At 66.7% G+C, this 22,357-nt stretch carries 22 protein-coding genes and 1 tRNA gene; 1 reads left to right on the forward strand and 22 read right to left on the reverse strand.

Features of this window, described 5'->3' with window-relative positions; all coding sequences use genetic code 11:
- Positions 1–176: 176 nt before the first annotated feature.
- From U1T56_RS00670 to U1T56_RS00770, 21 genes are all read right to left on the reverse strand, one after another.
- On the reverse strand, positions 177–422 hold the full coding sequence (locus U1T56_RS00670; protein WP_418157499.1) for a DUF1467 family protein: 246 nt from the start codon (positions 420–422) through the stop codon (positions 177–179).
- The gene (gene mce, locus U1T56_RS00675; protein ID WP_418157500.1) at positions 419–823 is read right to left on the reverse strand and encodes a methylmalonyl-CoA epimerase; all 405 of its coding nucleotides are present in this window, start codon (positions 821–823) and stop codon (positions 419–421) included. The genes U1T56_RS00670 and mce overlap by 4 nt, the downstream gene beginning before the upstream one ends.
- An 8-nt stretch (positions 824–831) precedes the next feature.
- Positions 832–2,514 (reverse strand): ribonuclease J, encoded by a 1,683-nt coding sequence (locus U1T56_RS00680; RefSeq protein WP_418157501.1) that lies wholly within the window; start codon positions 2,512–2,514, stop codon positions 832–834.
- Complete coding sequence (locus tag U1T56_RS00685) at positions 2,511–3,308, reverse strand: type III pantothenate kinase (protein WP_418157502.1); 798 nt, start codon at positions 3,306–3,308, stop codon at positions 2,511–2,513. The genes U1T56_RS00680 and U1T56_RS00685 overlap by 4 nt, the downstream gene beginning before the upstream one ends.
- Before the next feature lie 110 nt (positions 3,309–3,418).
- Positions 3,419–4,186 (reverse strand): biotin--[acetyl-CoA-carboxylase] ligase, encoded by a 768-nt coding sequence (locus U1T56_RS00690; protein WP_418157503.1) that lies wholly within the window; start codon positions 4,184–4,186, stop codon positions 3,419–3,421.
- On the reverse strand, positions 4,183–5,640 hold the full coding sequence (gene nuoN / locus U1T56_RS00695; RefSeq protein WP_418157504.1) for an NADH-quinone oxidoreductase subunit NuoN: 1,458 nt from the start codon (positions 5,638–5,640) through the stop codon (positions 4,183–4,185). Before nuoN ends, U1T56_RS00690 begins: the two co-directional genes overlap by 4 nt.
- Positions 5,641–5,656: 16 nt before the next feature.
- Positions 5,657–7,168, reverse strand: coding sequence for an NADH-quinone oxidoreductase subunit M (locus U1T56_RS00700; protein WP_418157505.1), 1,512 nt, complete (start codon positions 7,166–7,168; stop codon positions 5,657–5,659).
- Between the two features lie 5 nt (positions 7,169–7,173).
- Entirely contained in the window at positions 7,174–9,099 is a 1,926-nt protein-coding gene (nuoL, locus tag U1T56_RS00705; RefSeq protein ID WP_418157506.1) for an NADH-quinone oxidoreductase subunit L, read from the reverse strand.
- A 9-nt stretch (positions 9,100–9,108) separates the two neighbouring features.
- Complete coding sequence (gene nuoK, locus U1T56_RS00710; RefSeq protein WP_418157507.1) at positions 9,109–9,417, reverse strand: NADH-quinone oxidoreductase subunit NuoK; 309 nt, start codon at positions 9,415–9,417, stop codon at positions 9,109–9,111.
- A complete protein-coding gene (locus tag U1T56_RS00715; protein ID WP_418157508.1) occupies positions 9,417–10,022 on the reverse strand; it encodes an NADH-quinone oxidoreductase subunit J in 606 nt (201 codons plus the stop codon). Before U1T56_RS00715 ends, nuoK begins: the two co-directional genes overlap by 1 nt.
- A gap of 60 nt (positions 10,023–10,082) precedes the next feature.
- Positions 10,083–10,571 carry an NADH-quinone oxidoreductase subunit NuoI gene (nuoI, locus tag U1T56_RS00720; RefSeq protein ID WP_418157509.1) on the reverse strand — a complete coding sequence of 163 codons (489 nt, stop codon included), beginning with the start codon at positions 10,569–10,571 and terminating at the stop codon, positions 10,083–10,085.
- A 31-nt stretch (positions 10,572–10,602) separates the two neighbouring features.
- A complete protein-coding gene (gene nuoH, locus U1T56_RS00725; protein WP_418157510.1) occupies positions 10,603–11,616 on the reverse strand; it encodes an NADH-quinone oxidoreductase subunit NuoH in 1,014 nt (337 codons plus the stop codon).
- The gene (gene nuoG, locus U1T56_RS00730; RefSeq protein WP_418157511.1) at positions 11,609–13,675 is read right to left on the reverse strand and encodes an NADH-quinone oxidoreductase subunit NuoG; all 2,067 of its coding nucleotides are present in this window, start codon (positions 13,673–13,675) and stop codon (positions 11,609–11,611) included. Before nuoG ends, nuoH begins: the two co-directional genes overlap by 8 nt.
- Positions 13,676–13,727: 52 nt before the next feature.
- Positions 13,728–15,011 (reverse strand): NADH-quinone oxidoreductase subunit NuoF, encoded by a 1,284-nt coding sequence (gene nuoF, locus U1T56_RS00735; protein WP_418157512.1) that lies wholly within the window; start codon positions 15,009–15,011, stop codon positions 13,728–13,730.
- 6 nt (positions 15,012–15,017) lie between these two features.
- Positions 15,018–15,644, reverse strand: coding sequence for an NADH-quinone oxidoreductase subunit NuoE (gene nuoE, locus U1T56_RS00740; protein ID WP_418157513.1), 627 nt, complete (start codon positions 15,642–15,644; stop codon positions 15,018–15,020).
- On the reverse strand, positions 15,641–16,819 hold the full coding sequence (locus U1T56_RS00745) for an NADH-quinone oxidoreductase subunit D (protein WP_418157514.1): 1,179 nt from the start codon (positions 16,817–16,819) through the stop codon (positions 15,641–15,643). Before U1T56_RS00745 ends, nuoE begins: the two co-directional genes overlap by 4 nt.
- A 61-nt stretch (positions 16,820–16,880) precedes the next feature.
- On the reverse strand, positions 16,881–17,507 hold the full coding sequence (locus U1T56_RS00750) for an NADH-quinone oxidoreductase subunit C (protein ID WP_418157515.1): 627 nt from the start codon (positions 17,505–17,507) through the stop codon (positions 16,881–16,883).
- Positions 17,508–17,534: 27 nt separating this feature from the next.
- Positions 17,535–18,074 (reverse strand): NuoB/complex I 20 kDa subunit family protein, encoded by a 540-nt coding sequence (locus U1T56_RS00755; protein ID WP_418157516.1) that lies wholly within the window; start codon positions 18,072–18,074, stop codon positions 17,535–17,537.
- Positions 18,065–18,430, reverse strand: coding sequence for an NADH-quinone oxidoreductase subunit A (locus U1T56_RS00760; RefSeq protein ID WP_418157517.1), 366 nt, complete (start codon positions 18,428–18,430; stop codon positions 18,065–18,067). Before U1T56_RS00760 ends, U1T56_RS00755 begins: the two co-directional genes overlap by 10 nt.
- 173 nt (positions 18,431–18,603) lie before the next feature.
- Positions 18,604–18,680: transfer RNA gene (locus tag U1T56_RS00765), tRNA-Asp, on the reverse strand.
- Between the two features lie 78 nt (positions 18,681–18,758).
- Positions 18,759–19,754 carry a trypsin-like serine peptidase gene (locus tag U1T56_RS00770; RefSeq protein WP_418157518.1) on the reverse strand — a complete coding sequence of 332 codons (996 nt, stop codon included), beginning with the start codon at positions 19,752–19,754 and terminating at the stop codon, positions 18,759–18,761.
- 320 nt (positions 19,755–20,074) lie between these two features.
- Here U1T56_RS00770 and U1T56_RS00775 point away from each other — a divergent pair, with 320 nt between their 5' ends.
- Positions 20,075–20,818 carry an aldolase gene (locus U1T56_RS00775; protein WP_418157519.1) on the forward strand — a complete coding sequence of 248 codons (744 nt, stop codon included), beginning with the start codon at positions 20,075–20,077 and terminating at the stop codon, positions 20,816–20,818.
- Here U1T56_RS00775 and U1T56_RS00780 read toward each other — a convergent pair.
- Entirely contained in the window at positions 20,806–22,242 is a 1,437-nt protein-coding gene (locus U1T56_RS00780) for an MFS transporter (RefSeq protein WP_418157520.1), read from the reverse strand. The genes U1T56_RS00775 and U1T56_RS00780 overlap by 13 nt on opposite strands.
- Positions 22,243–22,357: the final 115 nt, after the last annotated feature.

Raw genomic sequence — 22,357 nt, forward strand, 5'->3', positions numbered from 1 at the left:
AACCCGGCTTGCAGCCGGCAAGAGAACACACGGAACCTTTGGCTCGGCCCGCCGCGACCGAGCACCGGCTGCACCACCACGGCAGCCCGGAACAAAAGGACAACGGCACTCCAGCAGGAGGCGAAAGCACCGGCCGAGCGCCGGGCAGTGCTTTCGCCCTCCGGGACGGCTTCGGCCTAAGAAAGCCGATGCGGCCGCAGGTCGACGAGGCCGCTGCCGATGAACCAGGCGATGGCGTAAGTGACGAGGACGGCGAGCACGGTCGTGATCGCGGCCTTGAGCAGGAGCCGGGGTCTGGCCGGCGCGCTCTCGACATTGCCGACCTGCGGGTTCTCCTCGGGCGAGACACCGATCGGCAGGGCCATGAAGAAGATCAGCCACCAGACCACGGCGAAGGTGACGATGGCACCGTAGATGTTCATGCCTGCTCGAGCTCGATGAGGGTGCCCTGGAAATCCTTGGGATGCAGGAACAGGACGGGCTTGCCGTGGGCGCCGATCCTGGGCTCGCCGTCGCCCAGCACCCGAGCCCCCTGCTGCCGCAGCCGGTCACGGGCAGCCAGGATGTCCTCGACCTCGTAGCAGACGTGGTGGATGCCGCCCGACGGGTTCTTGTCGAGGAAGCTCCTGATCGGCGAGGCATCCCCGAGCACGCCCAGAAGTTCGATCTTGGTGTTGGGCAGCTCGATGAACACGGTCTGTACCCCGTGCTCGGGCTGATCTTCGACGGGCGAGGTCCGGGCCCCCAGCACGTCGCGATAGTGGCGGGCGGCGGCCTCGATGTCGGGGACGGCGATGGCGACGTGGTTCAGGCGACCGAGCATGGGGCGGTTCACTCCTCGAGAGCGGCGAGCGTCTCGGCGCTCAGCCGGGTGATCTGGACCTCGACGATCGGGCGCCGGTGACGGGGCAGGTCGAGCGCCTGGCGCAGCGCCACACGCACGATCTCGCGCACGCGCTCGTCGTCGCGCACAGCCTCGTCGCTCATGTCCTCGACGGCATCGGCGATCGCGTCGCAGACCTGCCCCTTGATCTCGCCGAACCGGTCCGCCTCGAAGGCGCCCAGAGGCGTGAGCTGCGGCGGGGCCAGGATGCTCCCCTCCTCGTCGAGCACGAGGCTCACGAGAATCGTGCCGTGGTTCATGAGCCGCCGGCGCGTGCGGAACAGATCGTCGCCGGCCTCGACCAGGCCGTCGGTCTCCATGACCATCCGGCCGACCGGGATCTCGTCGACGACCTCGGGCGCGCCGGGTGCGATCCGCAGCACGTCGCCGTTCTCGATCAGAACGGCGTGCTCGATGCCGAGATCCTGCGCCAGGCGCTGGTGCGCGTGCAGGTGGCGCGCCTCGCCGTGCACCGGGATCGCGATCTTGGGCTTGATCCAGCGATACATCTGCTCGACCTCGTCCCGGCACGGATGGCCCGAGACGTGGACGAAATGGTCGACCTCGGTGATCACCTCGATGCCGGAGCGGACGAGCTGGTTGTGCAGATTGTAGAGCGTGCGCTCGTTGCCGGGGATGATCTTGGCGCTGAAGATCACGGCATCGCCCGGCTCGAGGCGCACGCGCGGGTGCTGGTGGCCGGCGATGCGTACGAGAGCGCTGCGCGACTCGCCCTGGCTGCCGGTGCACAGGTAGAGCACGCGGTCGCGCGGCAGGAGCTCGGCCTCGCGCTCGTCGCGGATCGGCGGGATGTCCTTGAGATAGCCGACCTCGCGCGCCGCCTCGATCATGCGGCGCATGGAGCGCCCGACCACGAAGATCTCGCGGCCGGCGGCATGGGCCGCCAGCATCGCCGTCTCGAGCCGCGCTATGTTGGAGGAAAAGGTGGTGAGCACCACTCGATAGGGCTGATCGGCGATCAGCCTGGTCAGGCTCTCGCGCACCTCGGCCTCGGAGCCGGAGGTGCCGGGCGAGAGCACGTTCGTGCTGTCGCCGACGAGGGCCAGCACCCCTTCCCGCCCCACCGCCTCCAGCGTCGCCACGTCGGTCCGAGCACCCACGAGCGGTGCCGGATCGAGCTTCCAGTCGCCGGTATGGAGCACGCGCCCGAAGGGCGTGTCGAGGACGAGGGCGTTGGAATCGGGGATCGAGTGGGTGACGTGGACGAAGCGGCACTCGAAGCCGCCCACGCGAAAGCGCTCGCCCGGCTCGACGACGTTGATCGGCACCTCGCGCGCGATCTCGGTCTCGGCGAGCTTCGCGCGCAGGACCGCCGCGGCGAAGGGCGTGCACCAGACCGGGCAGCCGAGGCGCTGCCAGAGATAGGGCACGGCACCCACGTGGTCCTCGTGGGCGTGGGTGATGACGATACCATCCAGCGCCGAGCGCTGTTCCTCGATGAAGCGGAGATCGGGGAGAACGATGTCGACACCGGGCAGGCGGTCGTCGGCAAAGCCGATGCCGAGGTCGACCATCAGCCAACGGCCCTCGAGACCATAGAGATAGGCATTGACGCCGATCTCGCCGGCCCCGCCCAGGGCGACAAAACGCAGGTCGGAGAATGCGGTCACGCGGACTGCCCCTTTCCCGAGCGGATCAGCTCGCGGTTCATGGCATAGATCTCGAGCAAACCGGCCATGGTGAGGTCACGGTCGATGTGCTGCAGCGCTGGGCAGCGCTTGGCGAACAGAGGCGCCAGTCCACCGGTTCCGATCACCGTCATCGGCTTGCCGTGCTCGCTCTGGATACGGCCGACGAGCCCCTCGATCAGGCCGACGTAGCCCCAGAACACGCCGGACTGCATGGCCTCGACCGTGGAGCGGCCGACCACCCGTTCCGGCGGCTCCACGGCGATGCGCGGCAGCTTGGCCGCGGCACGGTGGAGCGCCTCGAGCGACAGGTTGATGCCGGGGGCAATGGCGCCGCCGCAATAAGCGCCAGCCTCGTCGACCACGTCAAAGGTAGTGGCGGTGCCGAAATCGACGATGATGAGCGGCGGCTTGTAGCGCTTCTTCGCCGCCACGGCGTTGACCACGCGGTCGGCGCCGACCTCGTGCGGGTTCGTCAGGCTCACCTTGATCGGATATTCCAGATCCTCGCCGACGACGAAGGCACGGCAGCCGAAGAAGTCGCGGCTCATCCAGCGCAGGCCGATGACCGCCTGCGGCACCACGCTCGAGATCACGACGGCTTCCACCTGCTCGTGGGAGAAGCCTTTGAGCCGCATGAGCTGGATCAGGGCGGCCGCGTATTCCTCTGCCGTCCGCTCACGGTTGGTCGACAGGCGCCACTGCCCGACGAGCTCGGGCTCGCGGTAGAGCGCGAAGACCGTGTTGGTATTGCCGACATCGATCGCGAGGAGCATGAACTCCGCTTCCGTCTGCTCGCCTGGATCCCCGTTTCCGGCGATGTCGTTCTAGCGCCGGCGGCGCACGAGAGCCAGAGCCGATGCCGGTCGACGGCCGGCCGCCATGCTCAGCCGAGCACGATCTCGCCGGCCGTGAAGCGCTCGATCCCGCCCGGAGCCCGCTCAAGGTGGATGGCACCGGTTCCGTCCACGTCGACGAAACGACCCTGGATGATCCCGCTTCCGACTTTGAACTCCACGACGGCGCCAAGGCGATGGGCGCGGGCGAGCCACGCGGCGCGCAGAGCCGCGAAGCCGCCCTCCTCCCAGGCCGCGAGCCGCTGCCGCAAAGGTCCGGTCAGGGCATGGAGCAGAAGCATGGGCTCGATATCGCCGAGTCCGGGCTGCGCCGCGAGGCGGGTCACCGGATAGGGCACCGCCTCCTCGGGCGGCGACCAGCGGACGTTCACCCCGATGCCGATCACGAGCCAGGCGCAACGTCCCGTCGCATCCGCGTTCCCCTCGAGCAGAATGCCCGCGGTCTTCGCACCCGCGATCAGGACGTCGTTCGGCCACTTCATCCGCGGGGAAACCGCCCCTGCCGACAGCAGCTCCACGGCCTCGGCCAGGGCCAGGGCAGCGACGAGAGAAAGGGTCGAGGCCTCGGCGAGCGAGTGGCGGTCGGGGCGCAGGATCAAGGATGCGTAGAGATTGCCCGGCGGCGACTGCCAGATCCGGCCGAGCCGTCCTCGTCCGGCCGTCTGGCGCTCGGCCACCACGAACAGGCCCGCAGCCTCGCCCCGCTCGGCGAGGCCGCAGGCCACGTCGTTGGTGCTCGTGGCTTCCTCGAGACGAAGACAGCGGAAGCCGTGCGGCAGATCGCTGCCGAGACTCACTTGGCGAGTGCCGTCGCGGCCGTCTGGGCGGAACCCAGGATCGGCGAGGACAGGACCGGGATCACGAAGAACAGCATCAGCACGGCGCAGATCGCGACCACCGAGCCGACCGCCGGATAGGTCGGCGGATCGAACGCCTCGGCGGGCTCGTCGAAATACATGATCTTGACGATCCGCAGGTAATAGTAGGCGCCTACGACCGAGATGACGACACCCAGAACGGCGAACCGGATCAGGCCGGCATCGATCGCCGCCTTGAACACGTAGAGCTTGCCGATGAAGCCCGCGAGCGGCGGAATGCCGGCCAGGGAGAACATGAAGATGGCAAGGGCCAGCGCCATCATCGGCCGCCGCCGCGACAGGCCCGCGAGATCGGCGATTGATTCGACGTAGCGGCCCTGACGGCGCATCAGGAGGATGCAGGCGAAGGTGCCGATCGTCATGAAAAGATAGATCGCCATGTAGACCAAGGCGCCGTTGATGCCGCCGGCCGTTCCGGCAGCGACGCCCACGAGCGCGTAGCCGACATTGGCGATGCCGCTATAGGCCATCAGTCGCTTGAAGTTGCTCTGGCCGATGGCAGCGAAGGAGCCCAGCGCCATGGAGGCGATCGAGACCACGATCACGATCTGCTGCCACTGGTCGACCCACTGGTGGAACGGCCCCATCAGCACGCGGAGCAGGAGGCCCACGGCCGCGACCTTGGGCGCACCCGCCATGAAGGCGGTGACCGGCGAGGGGGCGCCCTCGTAGACGTCGGGCGTCCACATGTGGAACGGCACGGCGGCCATCTTGAAGGCGAGGCCCGAGACCACGAAGATCAGGCCGACGAGAGCGCCGAGCGGCAGGCCCTTGGCCCCACCGTCCGCACCCGACCACAAGGTCGCCAGTGCGTCGAACTGCAGCGTGCCGCTGAAGCCGTAGACGAGCGAGCAGCCGTAAAGGAGCATGCCCGAGGCCAGGGCACCCAGGACGAAGTATTTCAGGCCCGCCTCGGTCGAGCGCAGATTGTCGCGATGGAAGGCAGCCATCACGTAGATGGACAGGCTCTGCAGCTCCAGCGACATGTAGAGCGCGATGAGGCTGTTGGCCGAGACCATCATGCTCATGCCGAGCGAGGCGAACAGGACGAGCAGCGGGTACTCGAACCGGTCGATGCGCTCGTCCTGGAGGAAGCCGCCGGCGAGGGCCAGGGCTCCGGCCGAGCCCAGGAGGATCAGCACCTTCAGGAACGCGGCGTAGCCGTCGAACACGAAGTGGCCGTCGAAGCCCAGGGCTCTGGTCTTGTCCTGGGCGATCACGACGATCGCGGCCACGATCAGGGTGAGGATGGCGAGCGGCGCCAGGAGGCGGCTGGTCGCGTCCTGCTCGCGGAAGGCGCCCACGAGCAGAAGCGCCAGCACGCCCACGAACAGGATCAGCTCCGAGAGGACCGGCGTCAGATCGAAGGTCATGGTCCGGCTTCCTTCCTCAGCGCAGCGCCAGCTTGGTGGTCTCGACGCCGATCTGCGCGAGGAGCTGGTCGACCGAAGCGTGCATGGGATCGAGGAACAGCGACGGGTAGACGCCCATGACGAGTGCCAGCACCACGAGCGGGGCGAAGGCAACCACCTCGTTGAAGCGCATGTCGCGAATGCCCTTGAGGCTCTCCTTGACGAGCGCGCCGAAGATGACGCGCCGATAGAGCCAGAGCATGTAGGCGGCGCCCAGGATCATGCCGGTGGCGGCGAAGGCCGCGACCCAGCTCGAGAACTGGAAGATGCCGACGATGACCAGGATCTCGCCGATGAAGCCGCTGGTGCCGGGCAGGCCCACGGACGCCATCATGAACAGCATGAAGGTGAAGGCGTAGACCGGCATGGCTTCCGCGAGCCCGCCATAGGCCGCGATCTCGCGGCTGTGGATGCGATCGTAGACCACGCCCACCACCATGAAGAGAGCGCCCGAGACGAGCCCGTGCGAGAGCATCTGCATGATGCTGCCCTCGACGCCCAGCGCGTTCGGCGTGAAGATGCCGATCGTGACGATGCCCATGTGCGCCACCGAGGAGTAGGCGATGAGCTTCTTCATGTCGTTCTGCATCAGCGCCACGAGCGAGGTGTAGACGATGGCGACGATGGAGAGCGTGAACACGAAGGGCGCGTAATAGGCCGAGGCCTCGGGCAGCATCGGCAGGGAGAACCTGAGGAAACCGTAGCCACCGAGCTTCAGGAGCACACCGGCGAGCAGCACCGAGCCCGCGGTCGGAGCCTCGACGTGGGCGTCGGGCAGCCAGGTGTGGAACGGCCACATCGGCACCTTGACCGCGAAAGAAGCGAACATCGCAATCCACAGGAACTTCTGGATCGAGAGGTCGAGGCCGCTCGCGTGCAGGCGGGCCGTCATCTCCGGGATCTCGGTGGTGCCCGTGTGCAGATAGATCACGAGGATCGCGACCAGGAACAGGACCGAACCCAGGAGCGTGTAGAGGAAGAACTTGAAGGCGGCGTAGATCCGCCGCGGGCCGCCCCAGATGCCGATGATGAGGTACATCGGGATCAGGATGCCCTCGAAGAAGAGATAGAACAGGATCGCGTCCAGGGCACAGAACACGCCCACCATGAGCGAGTCCATGAGCAGGAACGCGATCATGTACTCCTTTACCCGGGTATGGACCGAGTGCCAGGAGCCGATCACGACCACGACGGTCAGGAGCGTGGAGAGCAGCACGAACCAGAGCGAGATGCCGTCCACGCCCATGTAGTAGGTGATGCCGAGCCCGGCGAGCCAGGGCGCCTTTTCGACGAGCTGGAAGCCGGGCTGCACCGGATCGAAGTTGCCCCACACCAGAAGCGAGAGAAGGAAGGTGACGAGCGACGTCCAGAGCGCGACGCTCCGGCTGTTGCGCGCCACGACCTCGACCTCGCCGCGGATGCAGAGAATGAAGCCGGCACCCACCAGCGGCAGGAAGGTGACGAGCGAAAGAAGCGGCCAGTCGCCCATGAGCCTCACCCGAGGGTCAGATAGAGGTACCAGCTCACGAGCGCCGCGACGCCGATGAGCATGACGAAGGCATAGTGATAGAGGTAGCCGGTCTGGAGCCGCGTCGCACGGCGCGCCGTGAACAGCGTCGAGGCGGCGACGCCATCGGGGCCGAAGCGGTCGATGATGCCGACGTCACCGCCGCGCCAGAAGACGAGGCCCAGGGCCTTGGCGGTGCGGACGAACAGGAGGTCGTAGAGCTCGTCGAAGTACCACTTGTTGAAGAAGAAGCGGTTGATGGGACCTGCGGCCTCCGCGATCCGCACCGAGAGACCCGGCCGCGCCATGTAGCAGTAGTAGGAGAGCCCGAGGCCCACCACCATGGCGAAGAACGGCGCCAGGCGGACCAGGAACGGCACCTCGTGCATCGCGTGCAGCACGTGGTTGTGCTCCCCGTAGTAGATGGAACCGGCCCAGAACTCGCTCTCGGGCTCGACCATGCCCTGGCCCAGCCAGCCGGCCAGCACCGCGCCGGCGGCGAGGACGATGAGCGGGATCGTCATCACGGGCGGGCTCTCGTGGACGTGGTGCATGGTCTCCTCGTCGGCGCGTGGCTCGCCGTGGAAGGTGAGCCAGATCAGTCGGCCCGAGTAGAACGCGGTGAGCACGGCCGCGATCACACCCAGCCAGAAGGCGTAGAAATGGAGCGGACGGTCCGATGCCCAGGCGGCCTCTAGGATCGCGTCCTTGCTGAAATAGCCGGCGAAGCCCGGAAAGCCGATCAAGGCCAGCGTGCCGATCCACATCACCGCATAGGTGATCTTGATGTGCTTCCAGATGCCGCCCATGCGCCGCATGTCCTGCTCGTCGGACATGGCGTGGATCACGGAACCGGCGCCCAGGAACAGGAGCGCCTTGAAGAAGGCATGGGTGTAGAGGTGGAAGATGCCGGCCCCATAGACGCCGACGCCGCAGGCGAAGAACATGTAGCCGAGCTGCGAGCAGGTCGAGTACGCGATCACCCGCTTGATGTCGAACTGGGTGAGGCCGACGGTGGCGGCGAAGATCGCGGTGGAGGCGCCGATGAAGGTGATGAGCGTCGTCGCCGCCGGAGCGTACTCGTAGAGCGGCGAGAAGCGCGCGACGAGGAAGACGCCGGCCGTCACCATGGTAGCGGCATGGATCAGCGCCGAGACCGGAGTCGGACCCTCCATGGCATCGGGAAGCCAGGTGTGCAGCGGAAGCTGCGCCGACTTGCCCATGGCGCCGATGAACAGCAGCACGCCGATCAGGTTCAGGGTCTGGAAGTCGTGGCCGAAGGCATGGATCGTGGTCGAGGCGATCTCGTGCGTCTTGCCGAAGATGACGTCGTACTGGATCGAGTCGAACACGAGGAAGGTGGCGGCGACACCGAGCACGAGGCCGAAGTCGCCGACCCGGTTGACGATGAACGCCTTGATCGCCGCAGCACAGGCCGAGGGCCGCGTGTACCAGAAGCCGATCAGGAGGTAGGAGGCGAGGCCCACGCCCTCCCAGCCGAAGAAGAGCTGGATCAGGTTGTCGGAGGTGACGAGCATCAACATCGCGAAGGTGAAGAGCGAGAGATAGCTCATGAACCTCGGGATGCTGTTGTCGTGGGCCATGTAGCCCACGGAGTAGACGTGGATCAGGAAGCTGATGAAGCTCACGACCAGCATCATGATGGTCGAGAGCGAATCGACCCGGAGCATCCAGCGCGCGTCGAAGCTGCCGACGCTGATCCAGCGCATGATCTCGACCTGGAACATGGGCTCGCCGAGATTGGCGAACAGATTGATCCAGGCGCACAAGGCCGAGACACCCATGAGGCCGCAGGTCACCCACTGCGAGGCTCGATCGCCGATCAGGCGGCCGAAGAAGCCCGCGACGATGGCGCCAAGAAGCGGCGAGAAGACGAGGAGGATCTGCAGCATGTCCTGCCCTCAGCCCCGCATCATGTTGATGTCGTCGACCTCGATGCTTCCGCGGTTGCGGAAGTAGACCACGACGATCGCGAGCCCGATCGCCGCCTCGCCGGCAGCGACCGTGAGCACGAACATCGCGAACACCTGCCCCGCGAGATCGTGGAGATAGGCCGAGAACGCCACGAAGTTGATGTTGACCGCGAGCAGGATGAGCTCGATCGACATCAGGATGACGATGACGTTCTTCCGGTTGAGGAAGATGCCGAACACGCCGGTCGTGAACAGGACCGCGGCCAGCGTGAGGTAATGCGAAAGTGCGATCGACATCAGATGCCGCTCCCCGAACGGACCTTCCGGAGCTCCACCGTCTCCTCGCGGCGGCGGTGCACCTGGCGGGCGATGTCCTGCCGGCGCACGCCGGGGCGGCGGCGCAAGGTGAGGGTGATGGCGCCGATGATCGCGACCAGGAGGATGAGGCCCGCGGCCTGGAACAGGTAGAAGTACTGCGTGTAGAGCAGGTTGCCGAGCGCTTCGGTGTTGCTGACCGGCTGGGCGGCTACGGGAGCCGCCGCCTCGGTGGTGCCCTGGAACGCCCAGGTGCCGCCCACGAGCACGAGCTCGGCCAGGAGGATGATCCCGACCAGAAGTCCCACGGGCAGGTACTTCATGAAACCTTCCTGCATGCGCAGGAAGTTGATGTCGAGCATCATGACGACGAACATAAACAGCACCGCCACGGCGCCGACATAGACGACGACCAGGATCATCGCCAGGAACTCGGCGCCGATCAGGACGAACAGGCCCGCCGAGTTGAAGAAGGCGAGAATCAGGAACAGCACCGAGTGGACCGGGTTGCGCGCCGAGATCACCATGACACCCGACGCTACGGTCACCGCAGCCAATACGTAGAAGATGAACAGCTCGACGGTCATGTCCCCCCGTCCACTAGCCGGGTGTCGTTGTCGTCAAAGGCGCGAGCCATCGCGACCGGCTCACCGATAGGGCGCATCGGCGGCGATGTTGGCCGCGATCTCGCGCTCCCAACGCTCGCCGTTCGCGAGGAGCTTCTCCTTGTTGTAGAACAGCTCCTCGCGCGTCTCCGTAGCGAACTCGTAGTTGGGCCCGAGCACGATGGCGTCCACCGGGCACGCCTCCTCGCACAGGCCGCAATAGATGCACTTCGTCATGTCGATGTCGTAGCGCGTGGTGCGGCGGCTGCCGTCGGCGCGCGGCTGGCTCTCGATGACGATGCACTGCGAAGGGCAGATCGCCTCGCACAGCTTGCAGGCGATGCAGCGCTCCTCGCCGTTGGGATAGCGCCGGAGCGCGTGCTCGCCGCGAAAGCGCGGCGAAAGCGGGCCACGCTCGTAAGGATAGTTGAGCGTGACCTTCTTCTTGAACATGTACTTCAGCGTGAGCGCAAAGCCGGTCACGAGCTCCCGCCAGAGGAGCGTGCGCGCCACACGATCGAGGGTCGCCATCCTTGCCTCCAAAGATCCCGGGGCTCCGCGCTCAGTGATGCGGCAGCAGATCGAAGGTCACCATGAAGCCTGCCGTCAGCACCACCCAGAGCAGCGAGGCGGGCAGGAACACCTTCCAGCCCAGACGCATCAGCTGGTCGTAGCGGTAGCGCGGCAGCGTCGCCCGTGCCCAGAAGAACACGAACAGCACGAGGCAGATCTTCAAGATGAACCAGATCGGACCGGGGATCAGGGTGAACGGGAAGATGTCGAACGGAGGCAGCCAGCCACCCAGGAACAGCACCGAGGTGATCCCGCTCATCAGGATCATGTTGGCGTACTCGCCCAGGAAGAAGAGGGCGAACGCCATCGAGCTGTACTCGACGTTGTAGCCGGTCACCAGTGTCGCCTCGTCCTCCGGCAGGTCGAAGGGATGCCGGTTGGTTTCGGCCAGGATCGAGGCCAGGAAGATCATGAACATCGGAAAATGCGGGATGAAGAACCAGACGGTCTTCTGCGCCCGCACGATGTCCGAGAGGTTCAAGGAGCCGGCGCTGATCAGGACGCTCAGGATGATGAGGCCGATCGCGATCTCGTAGCTCACCATCTGCGCCGAGCTGCGCAAGGCCCCCAGGAAGGCGTAGCGCGAGTTCGACGCCCAGCCCGCCATGATGATGCCGTAGACGCCGAGCGAGCTGATGGCGAAGAGGTAGAGCACGCCGACATTGATGTCGGCCAGTACCATGCCCTCGCCGAACGGGATCACCGCCCAGCCGATCAAGGCCAGAATGAAGGTGACGCAGGGTGCGAGGATGAAGACGAAGCGGTTGGCGCCGCTCGGGACCACGGTCTCCTTGACGAACAGCTTGAGGCCGTCGGCCAGAGGCTGCAGCAGACCGTAGGGGCCCACCGTCATCGGGCCCTGGCGGAGCTGCATGAAACCGATCACCTTGCGCTCGGCGTACGTGACGTAGGCCACTGCCACCAGGAGCGGCACCACGATCAGGAGGATCTGGACGACCGTGATCGCCACGGGCCAGACCATGCCGGTCCAGAGGTCAGCCATGGGTCCCTGTCGCTCCGAGCTGGCCGCCGCGGACGAAGAGCGCGCTGCACTCCTCCATCACCGCCGACGCCCGGCTGATGGGGTTGGTGAGGTAGAAGTCGGTGATCGGCGAGACGAACGGCGCCTTGCCGAGCTCGCCCGGCCGGCCGAAGGTCCCCCAGGCGGCCTTCGTGACCACGTCGGGTGTCGCCAGCACGGGTGCCATCTCGGCCATACGGGCGCGCACCTGCGCCAACGTGTCGAGCGGCACCGTCCTGCCCAGGACCTCGGAGAGGGCGCGCAGGATCTTCCAGTCCTCCTTGGCCTCGCCGGGCGGGAAGATGGCGAGGCTCGCCCGCTGCAGCCGGCCCTCGGTATTGACGTAGGACGCGTTCTTCTCGGTGTAGGCGGCACCCGGCAGGATCACGTCGGCGGCATGCGCCCCGCGGTCGCCGTGATGGCCCTGATAGATCACGAACGCCTTCCCGAGCGGCTTCGTGTCGATCTCGTCGGCGCCGATCAGGAACACGACCTCGATCTCGCCGCTCTCGGCACCGGCCAGGATGCCGGCCACGTCGCGTCCGCCCTCGCCCGGCACGAGACCCAGATCGAGGCCGCCGACGCGCGCCGCCGCGGTGTGCAGCACGTTGAAGCCGTTCCAGTCGTCACGGACCATGCCGAACGCATCGGCGAGCTCGCACACGGCGGCGAGGACGGCAGCACCGTCGGGACGGGCCAGAGCCCCCTGCCCCACGATCACCATCGGGTTCTTGGCCCGACGCAGCGTCTCGGCGAAGGCGATGTCGCCCGCGAGCAGAGCCTGGAGCGTGTCGGGACCGGCACCCAGATCCTCGACCGGGTAGGTCAAGGGATGGACGGCACCGATGCGCGCCACCTTGAAGCCGCCCTGCCGCCAGCGCTTCCGAAGCCGCGCGTTGATGATCGGCGCTTCCCAGCGCGGGTTGGTGCCGATCAGGAGGCAGACATCGGCCTGCTCGATGCCGGCGATCGTGGTGTTGAAGAGATAGCCGGCACGGGTACTGGCATCGAGCGCGGCCCCGTCCTGGCGGCAGTCGACGTGCGGCGTGCCGAGCCGGGCGGCCAGCTCCTTGACCAGCACCATGGTCTCGCAGTCGACGAGGTCGCCAACGACGAACGCCACCTTCCGGCCGTCCACACCCTGGAGCCGGTCGCGGATGGCGCCGAACGCGTCGCGCCACTCCGCCGGCTGCAGCCGGCCGTCGCGCTTGACCATCGGCACGTCGAGCCGGCGGCGCTTCAGGCCGTCGCAGGAGAAGCGGGTCTTGTCCGAGATCCACTCCTCGTTCACGTCCTCGTTGAGCCGCGGCAGGATGCGCATGACCTCGCTGCCGCGACTGTCGACGCGGATGTTGCAGCCAACGGCATCCAGGACGTCGACCGATTCGGTCTTCTTGAGCTCCCAGGTGCGGAAGCGGTACTCGCCCGGCTTGTTGTTGAGCGCACCCACCGGGCACAGGTCGATGACGTTACCCGAGATCTCCGAGCCCAGGGCCTTCTCGACCCAGGTCGTGATCTCCATGTGCTCGCCGCGATTGACGGCACCCAGCTCCTCGACACCCGCCACTTCCGTGAAGAAACGGATGCAGCGCGTGCAGTGGATGCAGCGCGTCATGTGGGTCGAGATCAGGGGGCCCAGATACTTGTCGGGCACGGGCCGCTTGTTCTCGGCGAAGCGCGAGTGGTCCGGCCCGTAGAACAGGGTGAGGTCCTGCAGATCGCACTCGCCGCCCTGGTCGCAGATCGGGCAGTCGAGCGGGTGGTTGATCAGCAGCAGCTCGAGCACGCCGCGGCGCGCCTTGTGGATGGCCGGCGTATTGGTCTTGACCACCATGCCTTCCGCCGCCGGCAGTGCGCAGGAAGCCTGCGGCTTCGGCATCTTCTCGACCTCGACCAGGCACATGCGGCAGTTGCCGGCGATGTTGAGCCTGGGATGGTAGCAGAAAACGGGAATCTCGCGGCCGGCCGCCTCGCAGGCCTGGAGCACCGTCGAGCCCGGCGGGACCTCGACCTCCTGTCCGTCGATCGTCAGCTTCGGCATCGTGTCGTCCTAGCCTGCTCTCAATGCGAAAGGGAGCGCACCGCCCGCCGCCTCAGGCCGCGCGCCGCGTGTGCTGCGTGTACTCGAGGATCCGCCGCTCGATCTCGGGGCGGAAATGCCGGATCAGGCCCTGCACCGGCCATGCGGCCGCATCGCCGAGCGCGCAGATCGTATGGCCCTCGATCTCCTTGGTGACGTCCCACAGGAGATCGATCTCCTCGACCTTGGCCCGGCCCTCGGCCATGCGCGTCACCATGCGCCAGAGCCAGCCCGTGCCCTCGCGGCAGGGCGTGCACTGGCCGCACGACTCGTGCATGTAGAACTTCGAGAGCCGAGCGATCGCCTTCACCACGTCCGTGGACTTGTCCATGACGATCACACCGGCCGTGCCGAGGCCGCTCTGCACCTCACGTAAAGAGTCGAAGTCCATCCGGATCGTGTCGCAGATCGACTTCGGGATGAGCTGCACGGACGAGCCGCCCGGGATCACCGCGAGCAGGTTGTCCCAGCCCCCGCGCACGCCGCCGCAATGCTTCTCGAGGAGGGTCTTGAGCGGAATGCCCATCTCCTCCTCGACCGTGCACGGACGGTTCACGTGGCCGGAGATGCAGAAGATCTTGGTGCCGGTGTTGTTGGGCCGGCCGAGGCTCGCGAACCAGGAGGCACCGCGGCGGAGGATCGTGGGTGCGACCGCGATCGTCTCGACGTTGTTCACCGTGGTCGGGCGGCCGTAGAGGCCGACCATGGCCGGGAACGGCGGCTTCAGGCGCGGCTGACCCTTCTTGCCCTCGAGGCTCTCGATGAGCGCCGTCTCCTCGCCGCAGATGTAGGCACCGGCACCACGGTGGAGATAGAGGTCGAAATCGTAGCCGGAGCCCGCCGCGTTCCTGCCGATAAGACCGGCGTCATAGGCTTCCTTGATGGCGGCGTCCAGAACCTCGGCCTCGCGGATGAACTCGCCGCGGATATAGATGTAGGCCGCCGTGCAGCCCATGGCGAAGCCGGCGACGAGGCAGCCTTCGATGAGCTTGTGCGGCTCGTGGCGGATGATCTCGCGGTCCTTGCAGGTACCGGGCTCGGACTCGTCGGCATTCACCACGAGATAGGCCGGACCCGTCGGCTGCTTCGGCATGAACGACCACTTGAGCCCGGTCGGGAAGCCGGCACCGCCGCGACCACGCAGGCCGCTGTCCTTGATCTCCTGGATGATCGTATCGCGGCCTTTCGCGATCAGGTCCTTGGTCGCGTCCCAGTCGCCGCGCCTGCGCGCCGCATCCAGGGTCCAGGGCTGCTCGCCGTAGAGATTGGTGAAGATGCGGTCCCGGTCGTGCAGCATGGCGCGTCAGTCACCCAGCTCGGTCAGGGTCGTCTTGCCGCCCAAGGGCATCGAGGCCTTGCGGCCGTTCTGCGGCCCCGGCTGCGGGCGCTCGCCCCGCTTCAGGGCCTCGAGGATCGCCTTGGTCTTCTCGTAGTCGAGATCCTCGTAGAAGTCGTCGTCGACCCAGAGCACGGGCGCGTTGGCGCAGGCCCCGAGGCATTCGAACTCGCGCAAAAAGAACCGGCCGTCGTCGGTCGACTGGCCGACCTCGATGCCCAGCACCTCCTTGCAGGCGCGCACGATGTCGTCCGAGCCGCACAGCCAGCACGGGGTCGTGGTGCAGACCCGCACCTGGATCCGGCCCGTCGGCTCGGTGTTGAACATGTCGTAGAAGGTCGCGACCTCGTAGACACGGATCCGGGGCATGCCCAGGAAGTCCGCGACATAGTCGAGGGCGGCGCGTGGCAGCCAGCCGCCGTGCTGCTTCTGCGCCAGATGCAGGAGCGGCAGGACGGCGCTCTGCCTGCGGTCCGGCGGGTACTTGGCGAGATGCTTCTCGGCCTCGGCCATGCTTTCGGGCGTGAACGCGAACTCGCTCACGTCCGGCGCCATGACGCCCTTCACTTCGGCCTTGCCGGCGGGTGCGCTCACCGGTCGATCTCCCCGAAAACGATGTCGAGCGAGCCGATGATCGCCGGCACATCGGCGAGCGTGTGGCCCTTGCTCATGAAGTCGAGCGCCTGCAGGTGGACGTAGCCCGGCGAGCGGACCTTGCAGCGGTAGGGCTTGTTGGTGCCGTCCGAGACCAGGTAGACGCCGAACTCGCCCTTGCCGCTCTCGACCGCGGCATAGACCTCGCCCGCGGGCACGTGGACACCCTCGGTGAACAGCTTGAAGTGATGGATCAAGGCCTCCATCGAACGCTTCATCTCGCTCCGCGGCGGCGGCGCCACCTTCTGGTCGCGCACCATCACCGGGCCTTCCGGCATCTGCTCGAGGCACTGGCGCATGATCTTCAGGGACTCGCGGATCTCGAGCATGCGGACGAGATAGCGGTCCCAGCAGTCGCCGTTCTTGCCGACCGGGATGTCGAAGTCCATCCGGTCGTAGACCTCGTAGGGCTGTGCCTTCCGGAGATCCCAGGCGATACCCGAGGCGCGCAGCATCGGACCGCTGAAGCCCCAGGCCAGAGCATCCTCGGCCGAGACCGTGCCGACGTCGACCGTGCGCTGCTTGAAGATCCGGTTGTCGGTCAAGAGCGCGTCCATGTCCTCGAACTTGGGCACGAACTGGTCGATCCAGGCCGCGATCTCCTCCTCGAGGCCCTTGGGCAGATCGCGATCCACCCCGCCGAAGCGGTAGTAGAAGGCGTGCATCCGCGCCCCCGAGACGCGCTCGTAGAAGTGCATGAGCTTCTCGCGCTCCTCGAACATCCAAAGGAGCGGCGTCATGGCACCGACATCCAGCGCCATGGTGGTGACGTTGAGGAGGTGGTTCAAGATGCGCGTGATCTCGTCGAACAGCACACGGATGTACTGCGCCCGGATCGGCACCTCCACCCCCAGGAGCTTCTCGACCGCAAGGACGTAGGCATGCTCCTGCAGCAGCATGGAGCAGTAGTCCATCCGGTCGAAATAGCCGATGTTCTGGAGGTAGGGCCGGTACTCCATCAGCTTCTCGGTGCCGCGGTGCAGGAGCCCGATGTGCGGGTCGGCGCGCTCGACGACCTCGCCGTCCATCTCCAGGATCAGCCGCAGCACGCCATGCGCCGCCGGATGCTGCGGGCCGAAGTTGATCTGGAAGTTGCGCATCTGAATGTCGGGCATGGCGTCCTAGCCCCGAATCTCGTGCTGTCGTCTGTTCCGGAGCACCGGCCGATCGGAAGGGTCAGGCGCTCGCCTTCTCGTCGCCGGGCAAATAGCCGCCGCCCCCCTCCCATGGCGAGAGGAAATCGAAGGTACGGAAATCCTGCCGCAGCTTCACCGGCTCGTAGACGACGCGCTTCTGCTCCTCGTCGTAGCGCATCTCGACATAGCCCGTGAGCGGGAAGTCCTTGCGCAGGGGATGCCCCTCGAAGCCGTAGTCGGTGAGGAGCCGCCTGAGGTCGGGATTGTCGCTGAACAGGATCCCGTACATGTCCCAGGCCTCGCGCTCGAACCAGCCCGCGGTCGGGAAGACCGAAACCACCGACGGCACCGGCGTCGCCTCGTCGGTCTCGACCTTCACCCGGATGCGCTGGTTGTGGTGCAGCGAGAGCAGGTGGTAGACGACGTCGAACCGGCGCTCGCGCTCGGGATAATCGACGCCGCAGATGTCGACCAGCTCTTTGAACAGGAGCGAGGGCTCGTCGCGAAGATAGGTCAGGACCTTGGCGATCGCCGCACCCTGCACGACGATGGTGAGCTCGTCCCGTGCGAGCGAGCTTGCGACCAGGACGTCGCCCAGAGCCGGCTCGATCAAAGCCAGCATCTCCTCGAGCGCCACCTTAGGCTGCGTCCAGATATGCGCGCTCATCTGCCCAAGCTCCCAAGAGGCTGCCGATCAGCGGACGATGGTGCCGGTGCGGCGGATCTTCTTCTGCAGCAGCAGGATGCCGTAGACCAGGGCCTCCGCGGTCGGCGGACAGCCCGGCACGTAGACGTCCACCGGCACGATCCGGTCGCAGCCGCGGACCACCGAGTAGCTGTAATGGTAGTAGCCGCCGCCGTTGGCGCAGCTCCCCATCGACAGCACGTAGCGCGGCTCGGCCATCTGATCGTAGACCTTGCGGAAGGCCGGCGCCATCTTGTTGCACAAGGTGCCCGCCACGATCATGACGTCCGACTGGCGGGGACTCGGCCGGAACACCACGCCGTAGCGGTCGAGATCGTAGCGCGAGGCTGCCGCATGCATCATCTCGACCGCACAGCAGGCGAGGCCGAAGGTCATCGGCCACATCGAGCCCGAGCGGGCCCAGTTGACGAGATCGTTGAGCTTCGTGACGAAGAAGCCGTCCTTCTGCAGACCGGCGTTGACCTGCTCGAACAGGTTGGCCTGGGTCGGAACCGGCGGAGCGATGTTGGTCCTCGTGCTCACTCCCATTCCAACGCTCCTTTGCGCCATTCGTAGATGAAGCCGACCGTGAGCACGGCCAGGAACACGATCATCGACCAGAACCCGAACAGGCCGATGTTCCCGAGGCTCACGGCCCACGGAAAGAGGAAGGCCACCTCGAGGTCGAAGATGATGAACAGGATCGCCACGAGGTAGAACCGGACGTCGAAGCGGCCGCGCGCGTCCCCGAACGGCTCGAAGCCGCATTCGTAGGCCGAGAGCTTCTCCCGCTCCGGATGCTGCGGCGCGACGAACAGGGAGGCGCCGATGATGATCACCGCAAGGCCGATCGCGATCGCGAGAAAGATCAGGATCGGCATATACTCGGCCAAGTACGCTTCCATCGCAGACCAGCCAGCTTCGAGGGTGCAGCGCCCGATGGCGCGGAGAAGCCCAGCATCGGACGCGGCGGAAGATAGGTCGGCAAGGCGCAAAAGCCAAGCGAAGGCACCTGTGCGCTTTCGCCGCGACCCCTTAGACCAACCTGCTGATTTTCAGAGACATTCGCGGAATGGGATGGCGAGGACGACGGGACTTGAACCCGCGACCTCCGGCGTGACAGGCCGGCGCTCTAACCGACTGAGCTACGTCCCCGCGTGCGGTGGGCGCTATGTAGAGAGGGCGGCCGATGCTGTCAACAGCGTCTTTTCCTGCGAGCGCGCCCTCCGGCCGTCAACGGTACGTGGCCTGCCACGTGCGGAGCTTGTCGTAGACGAAGCGCGTGATCCGCACGCCGCTGTTGAGTCCGGTGCCGTCCACGCCGTAGCCGTGGATCCCGTAGACGATCGGGCTGCCGCCGGCGAGCCGGGCATAGATGGCGCTGCCGCTCATCCCGCCCGAGGTATCGCAAGGGTAGTACAGCCGCTGGGTGTGGCGGCCCGTCGGCGGCGCCAGCTTGCACCCCGCATGCCACATCGTGCCGGGCGGCTTGTCGGCGGGGTAGCCGTCGATGGCGATCCCGTAGAGCGGCATCGGGTCCTTCCAGCCGTAACGGAACCAGCCGGTCCGGTTGCCCACGTCCTGGCTCAGGACAATCAGCGCGAAATCGAAGTCGCGCAGACCCTGGCTCATGTAGCCCAGGGTGGTGATCGCCTTCTTCCAGCCGATCACCCCATAAGGGGTTTTGCTGCCGTTGCGCGCCGGGGCGAAGCGGAAGCCGGGATAGAACGCCTCGCGCGCAAGATCGTAGACGCAGTGCCCGGCCGTCAGCACGTAGCGGCTGCCGATCAGCGTGCCGGTGCAGCGAGCCTCGTTCTCGATCCGGCCGATGGCCCGCCAGGGAGCGGCCGTGGTGGCGAAGATGCGGGTGCGGGTGTCGGGCCCGATCACCGTCTCGCTGCTCACCCGATCTCGGGCCGGATTTCGCCCGCCGGTGAAGCGCTCCTGCAGGGACGCGAGGAAGGCCGAGACCTCCTGCGCCGTCGGCGGCTGCTTGATCTTCCTGCCGTCCGGCGAGATCGCCACGGTGGTGAGCGCCTCCCGCAGCTTTCTCGGGTCCATGCGGGCATATTCCGCCGGCGTCCTGTCGACGAGCGCCGGGCGTTGCGGCGATATGGAAGCTTTGCTCCCGGCAGCCGTCGCGGCCGAGCCTGCGCCCGAGAAGCCGATGCCGAGCGCCAGCACGAGCGGGGACATGCGCCGGATGAAATCAAGACGGAACGAACGCATCAACCATCATCTCCGAACCTGATAATATGTTCCTCGGTAACGCTCCCGCAGAAACCGCAGGATGAACGATCGAGGACGGTCCGCTCGATAGCACGAGCGAGACGGAATTCGTTTATGTTTTTCGAGTCCGAATTACCATTTGATTTTTATCGATATTTTTCGCTTTTTGGTTCATTTGCGATAGCAGCCCGCGGGCGCTCGTGAAGCTCATGCCCGAGCGGATGGTCTTCCCTGCCTCGGTGTCACTTCCAGCACGACGCTGCCTGCGGCTATCCTCCTGCATCGCCGAGGCAAAGAACGTGATCGGGGAGGCCGGCAGCGTGACGAGCTTGCAGCAGCAGCGGATCGATCTGGCATGCGCCCTGCGTTGGGCGGCGCGGCTGGGCCTGCAGGAAGGTGTGTGCAACCATTTCTCGCTCGCGGTCGCCGACGAGGACGGGATCGTGCGCGGCGATCGTTTCCTGATCAATCCGTACGGGCTGCACTGGTCGGAGATCACCGCCTCCTCGCTGGTCCTGTGCGACGCCGAAGGCAACGTGCTCGAGGGCGAGCACGAGGTGGAGCCGACCGCGTTCTTCATCCACTCGCGCATCCATCGTGCGGCGCCGCAGGCGGTCTGCGTGCTCCATACCCACATGCCCTACGCCACCGCGCTGACCTTGCGCGCGGGCGGCAGGCTCGCGATGTGCGAGCAGAACGCCCTCATGTTCCATGGCCGCATCGCCTACGACGACGACTACAACGGCCTCGCCCTCGACGGCTCCGAGGGCGATCGGATCGCGCGCAAGCTCGGCAACGGCAGCGTCCTCTTCCTCGCGAGCCACGGTGTCATCGTCACCGGCCGCACCGTCGCCGAAGCTTTCACCGACCTCTACTATCTCGAATGCGCGGCCCGCGCGCAGGTGCTCGCGGCCTCGGGCGGCCACGCGCTCAGGACCATTTCCGAAGGCGTGCAGCGCCGCACGGCCCAGCAGCACATGCAGGAGTTTCCCGGCCTCGCCGAGCGCCTGTTCGGCGCCTACCGCCGCATGCTGGACAGGGAGGAGCCCGACTACCGCACCTGAGCTGCCTTGCGCCCGGCGGATGTGGCACCGGCATCGGGCGCGATCCGCCTGCCGCTCACCTCCGCGCCGGCATCGGGCGGCAACCGCATATAGGCGAGCGCCGAGAGGGCCGAGATCGCGGCGACGATCAGGAAGGTCGACAGGAAGTCGCCGGCCGCGAGCCGTGCGCCGCCGCGCGCCGCGAGCGAAAGATGCAGGAGAAGAGCGCCGGTGCCGACGCCGACGCTGAGGGAGAGCTGCTGCATCATGCTGGCGAAGCTCGTGGCGCGGCTCGTGGCCGCGCGCTCGATGTCGGCATAGGCCAGCGTGTTGATGCTCGTGAACTGGAGCGAGCGGAAGAAGCCGCCGGCCAGCAGCACGGCCAGCATGACGATGATCGGCGTGTCGGGCCGGAACAGGCCGATGGCGCCCAGGAAAGCGGCGCTCACGACGGCGTTGCCGATCAGCACGTTGCGAAAGCCCAGCCACTTCAGGATCGGCCCGGCCGTGAGCTTCATGGTGAGCGCCCCCAAGGAGGCGACGAAGGTGAGCTGGCCCGAGGCGAACGGGCTGAGCCCGAACCCCGCCTGCAGGAGGAGCGGCAGCAGGAACGGCACCGCCCCTACCCCGATCCGGAACAGAAAGCCGCCGACGATCGAGGCGTGGAAGGTGGGAACGCGCAGGAGCGAGAGGTCGAGAACCGGATGGGGCGTCCGTTGCGCGTGCCGGACATAGGCGAGGACGAACACGCCGCCGGCCGCGAGCAGCACCGTCGTCATCCACGCTGGGACGACGCCACGGCCGATGGTCTCGAACCCGAACACGAGCCCGACGAGCCCCACGGCGCTCAGAAGGAAGCCCGAAAGGTCGAGCGGCGGCGGGTCCGCCTCCTTGACCTCGGGGATGAACCGGCTGACCAGGACAAAGCCCAAAAGCCCGATCGGCACGTTGATCCAGAAGATCCAGCGCCAGTGCAGGTAGGTGGTGACGAAGCCGCCCAAGGGCGGACCCAGCGTCGGCCCGATCAGCGCCGGCACGGTGAGATAGGTCATGGCCCGGACCAGATCGGCCTTCGCCACCGAGCGGATCAGGACGAGTCGGCCCACCGGGACCATCATCGCCCCGCCGATACCCTGCAGGAGCCGGGCACCGACGAAGGCCGGCAGCGAGCCGCTGAGGCCACACGAGATCGACCCCAGCACGAACACCACGATGGCGGCCCGGAACACCCGGCGCGCCCCGTAGCGGTCGGCGACCCAGCCGCTGATCGGGATGAACACGGCGAGGCTGAAGAGATAGGCCGTGATCGCTAGGCTGAGCCGGAGCGGATCCTCGCCGAGCGAGGCCGCGATCGCCGGCAGCGAGGTGGAGAGAACCGTCGAATCCAGGTTCTCCATGAAGAGCGCGCAGGCGACGATCAGCGGGACGAGGACAGTGCGGGACAAAAGCCGGGACCCACGGCAGGAGGACGTCGGAGCATCTGCTTAGCACGGCCGGCGGCTGTCGCCTCGGGGCGAGAAGCATGGCGGCCGTGCGCCGGGAGCCGGCCTCTGCGGCAAA

It is taken from the genome of Benzoatithermus flavus (assembly GCF_037908215.1).
GTDB lineage: Bacteria > Pseudomonadota > Alphaproteobacteria > Geminicoccales > Geminicoccaceae > Benzoatithermus > Benzoatithermus flavus.

Bases quoted from the DNA above. Each gene is read 5' to 3' on its own strand.
- U1T56_RS00670 (WP_418157499.1), bottom strand. From the start codon at position 422: ATGAACATCTACGGTGCCATCGTCACCTTCGCCGTGGTCTGGTGGCTG.
- mce (WP_418157500.1), bottom strand. From the start codon at position 823: ATGCTCGGTCGCCTGAACCACGTCGCCATCGCCGTCCCCGACATCGAG.
- U1T56_RS00685 (WP_418157502.1), bottom strand. From the start codon at position 3,308: ATGCTCCTCGCGATCGATGTCGGCAATACCAACACGGTCTTCGCGCTC.
- nuoN (WP_418157504.1), bottom strand. From the start codon at position 5,640: ATGACCTTCGATCTGACGCCGGTCCTCTCGGAGCTGATCCTGTTCGTG.
- U1T56_RS00700 (WP_418157505.1), bottom strand. From the start codon at position 7,168: ATGGGCGACTGGCCGCTTCTTTCGCTCGTCACCTTCCTGCCGCTGGTG.
- nuoL (WP_418157506.1), bottom strand. From the start codon at position 9,099: ATGCTGCAGATCCTCCTCGTCTTCTCGCCGCTTCTTGGCGCCATCGTC.
- nuoK (WP_418157507.1), bottom strand. From the start codon at position 9,417: ATGTCGATCGCACTTTCGCATTACCTCACGCTGGCCGCGGTCCTGTTC.
- U1T56_RS00715 (WP_418157508.1), bottom strand. From the start codon at position 10,022: ATGACCGTCGAGCTGTTCATCTTCTACGTATTGGCTGCGGTGACCGTA.
- nuoI (WP_418157509.1), bottom strand. From the start codon at position 10,571: ATGGCGACCCTCGATCGTGTGGCGCGCACGCTCCTCTGGCGGGAGCTC.
- nuoH (WP_418157510.1), bottom strand. From the start codon at position 11,616: ATGGCTGACCTCTGGACCGGCATGGTCTGGCCCGTGGCGATCACGGTC.
- nuoG (WP_418157511.1), bottom strand. From the start codon at position 13,675: ATGCCGAAGCTGACGATCGACGGACAGGAGGTCGAGGTCCCGCCGGGC.
- nuoF (WP_418157512.1), bottom strand. From the start codon at position 15,011: ATGCTGCACGACCGGGACCGCATCTTCACCAATCTCTACGGCGAGCAG.
- U1T56_RS00745 (WP_418157514.1), bottom strand. From the start codon at position 16,819: ATGCCCGACATTCAGATGCGCAACTTCCAGATCAACTTCGGCCCGCAG.
- U1T56_RS00750 (WP_418157515.1), bottom strand. From the start codon at position 17,507: ATGAGCGCGCATATCTGGACGCAGCCTAAGGTGGCGCTCGAGGAGATG.
- U1T56_RS00755 (WP_418157516.1), bottom strand. From the start codon at position 18,074: ATGGGAGTGAGCACGAGGACCAACATCGCTCCGCCGGTTCCGACCCAG.
- U1T56_RS00760 (WP_418157517.1), bottom strand. From the start codon at position 18,430: ATGGAAGCGTACTTGGCCGAGTATATGCCGATCCTGATCTTTCTCGCG.
- U1T56_RS00770 (WP_418157518.1), bottom strand. From the start codon at position 19,754: ATGCGTTCGTTCCGTCTTGATTTCATCCGGCGCATGTCCCCGCTCGTG.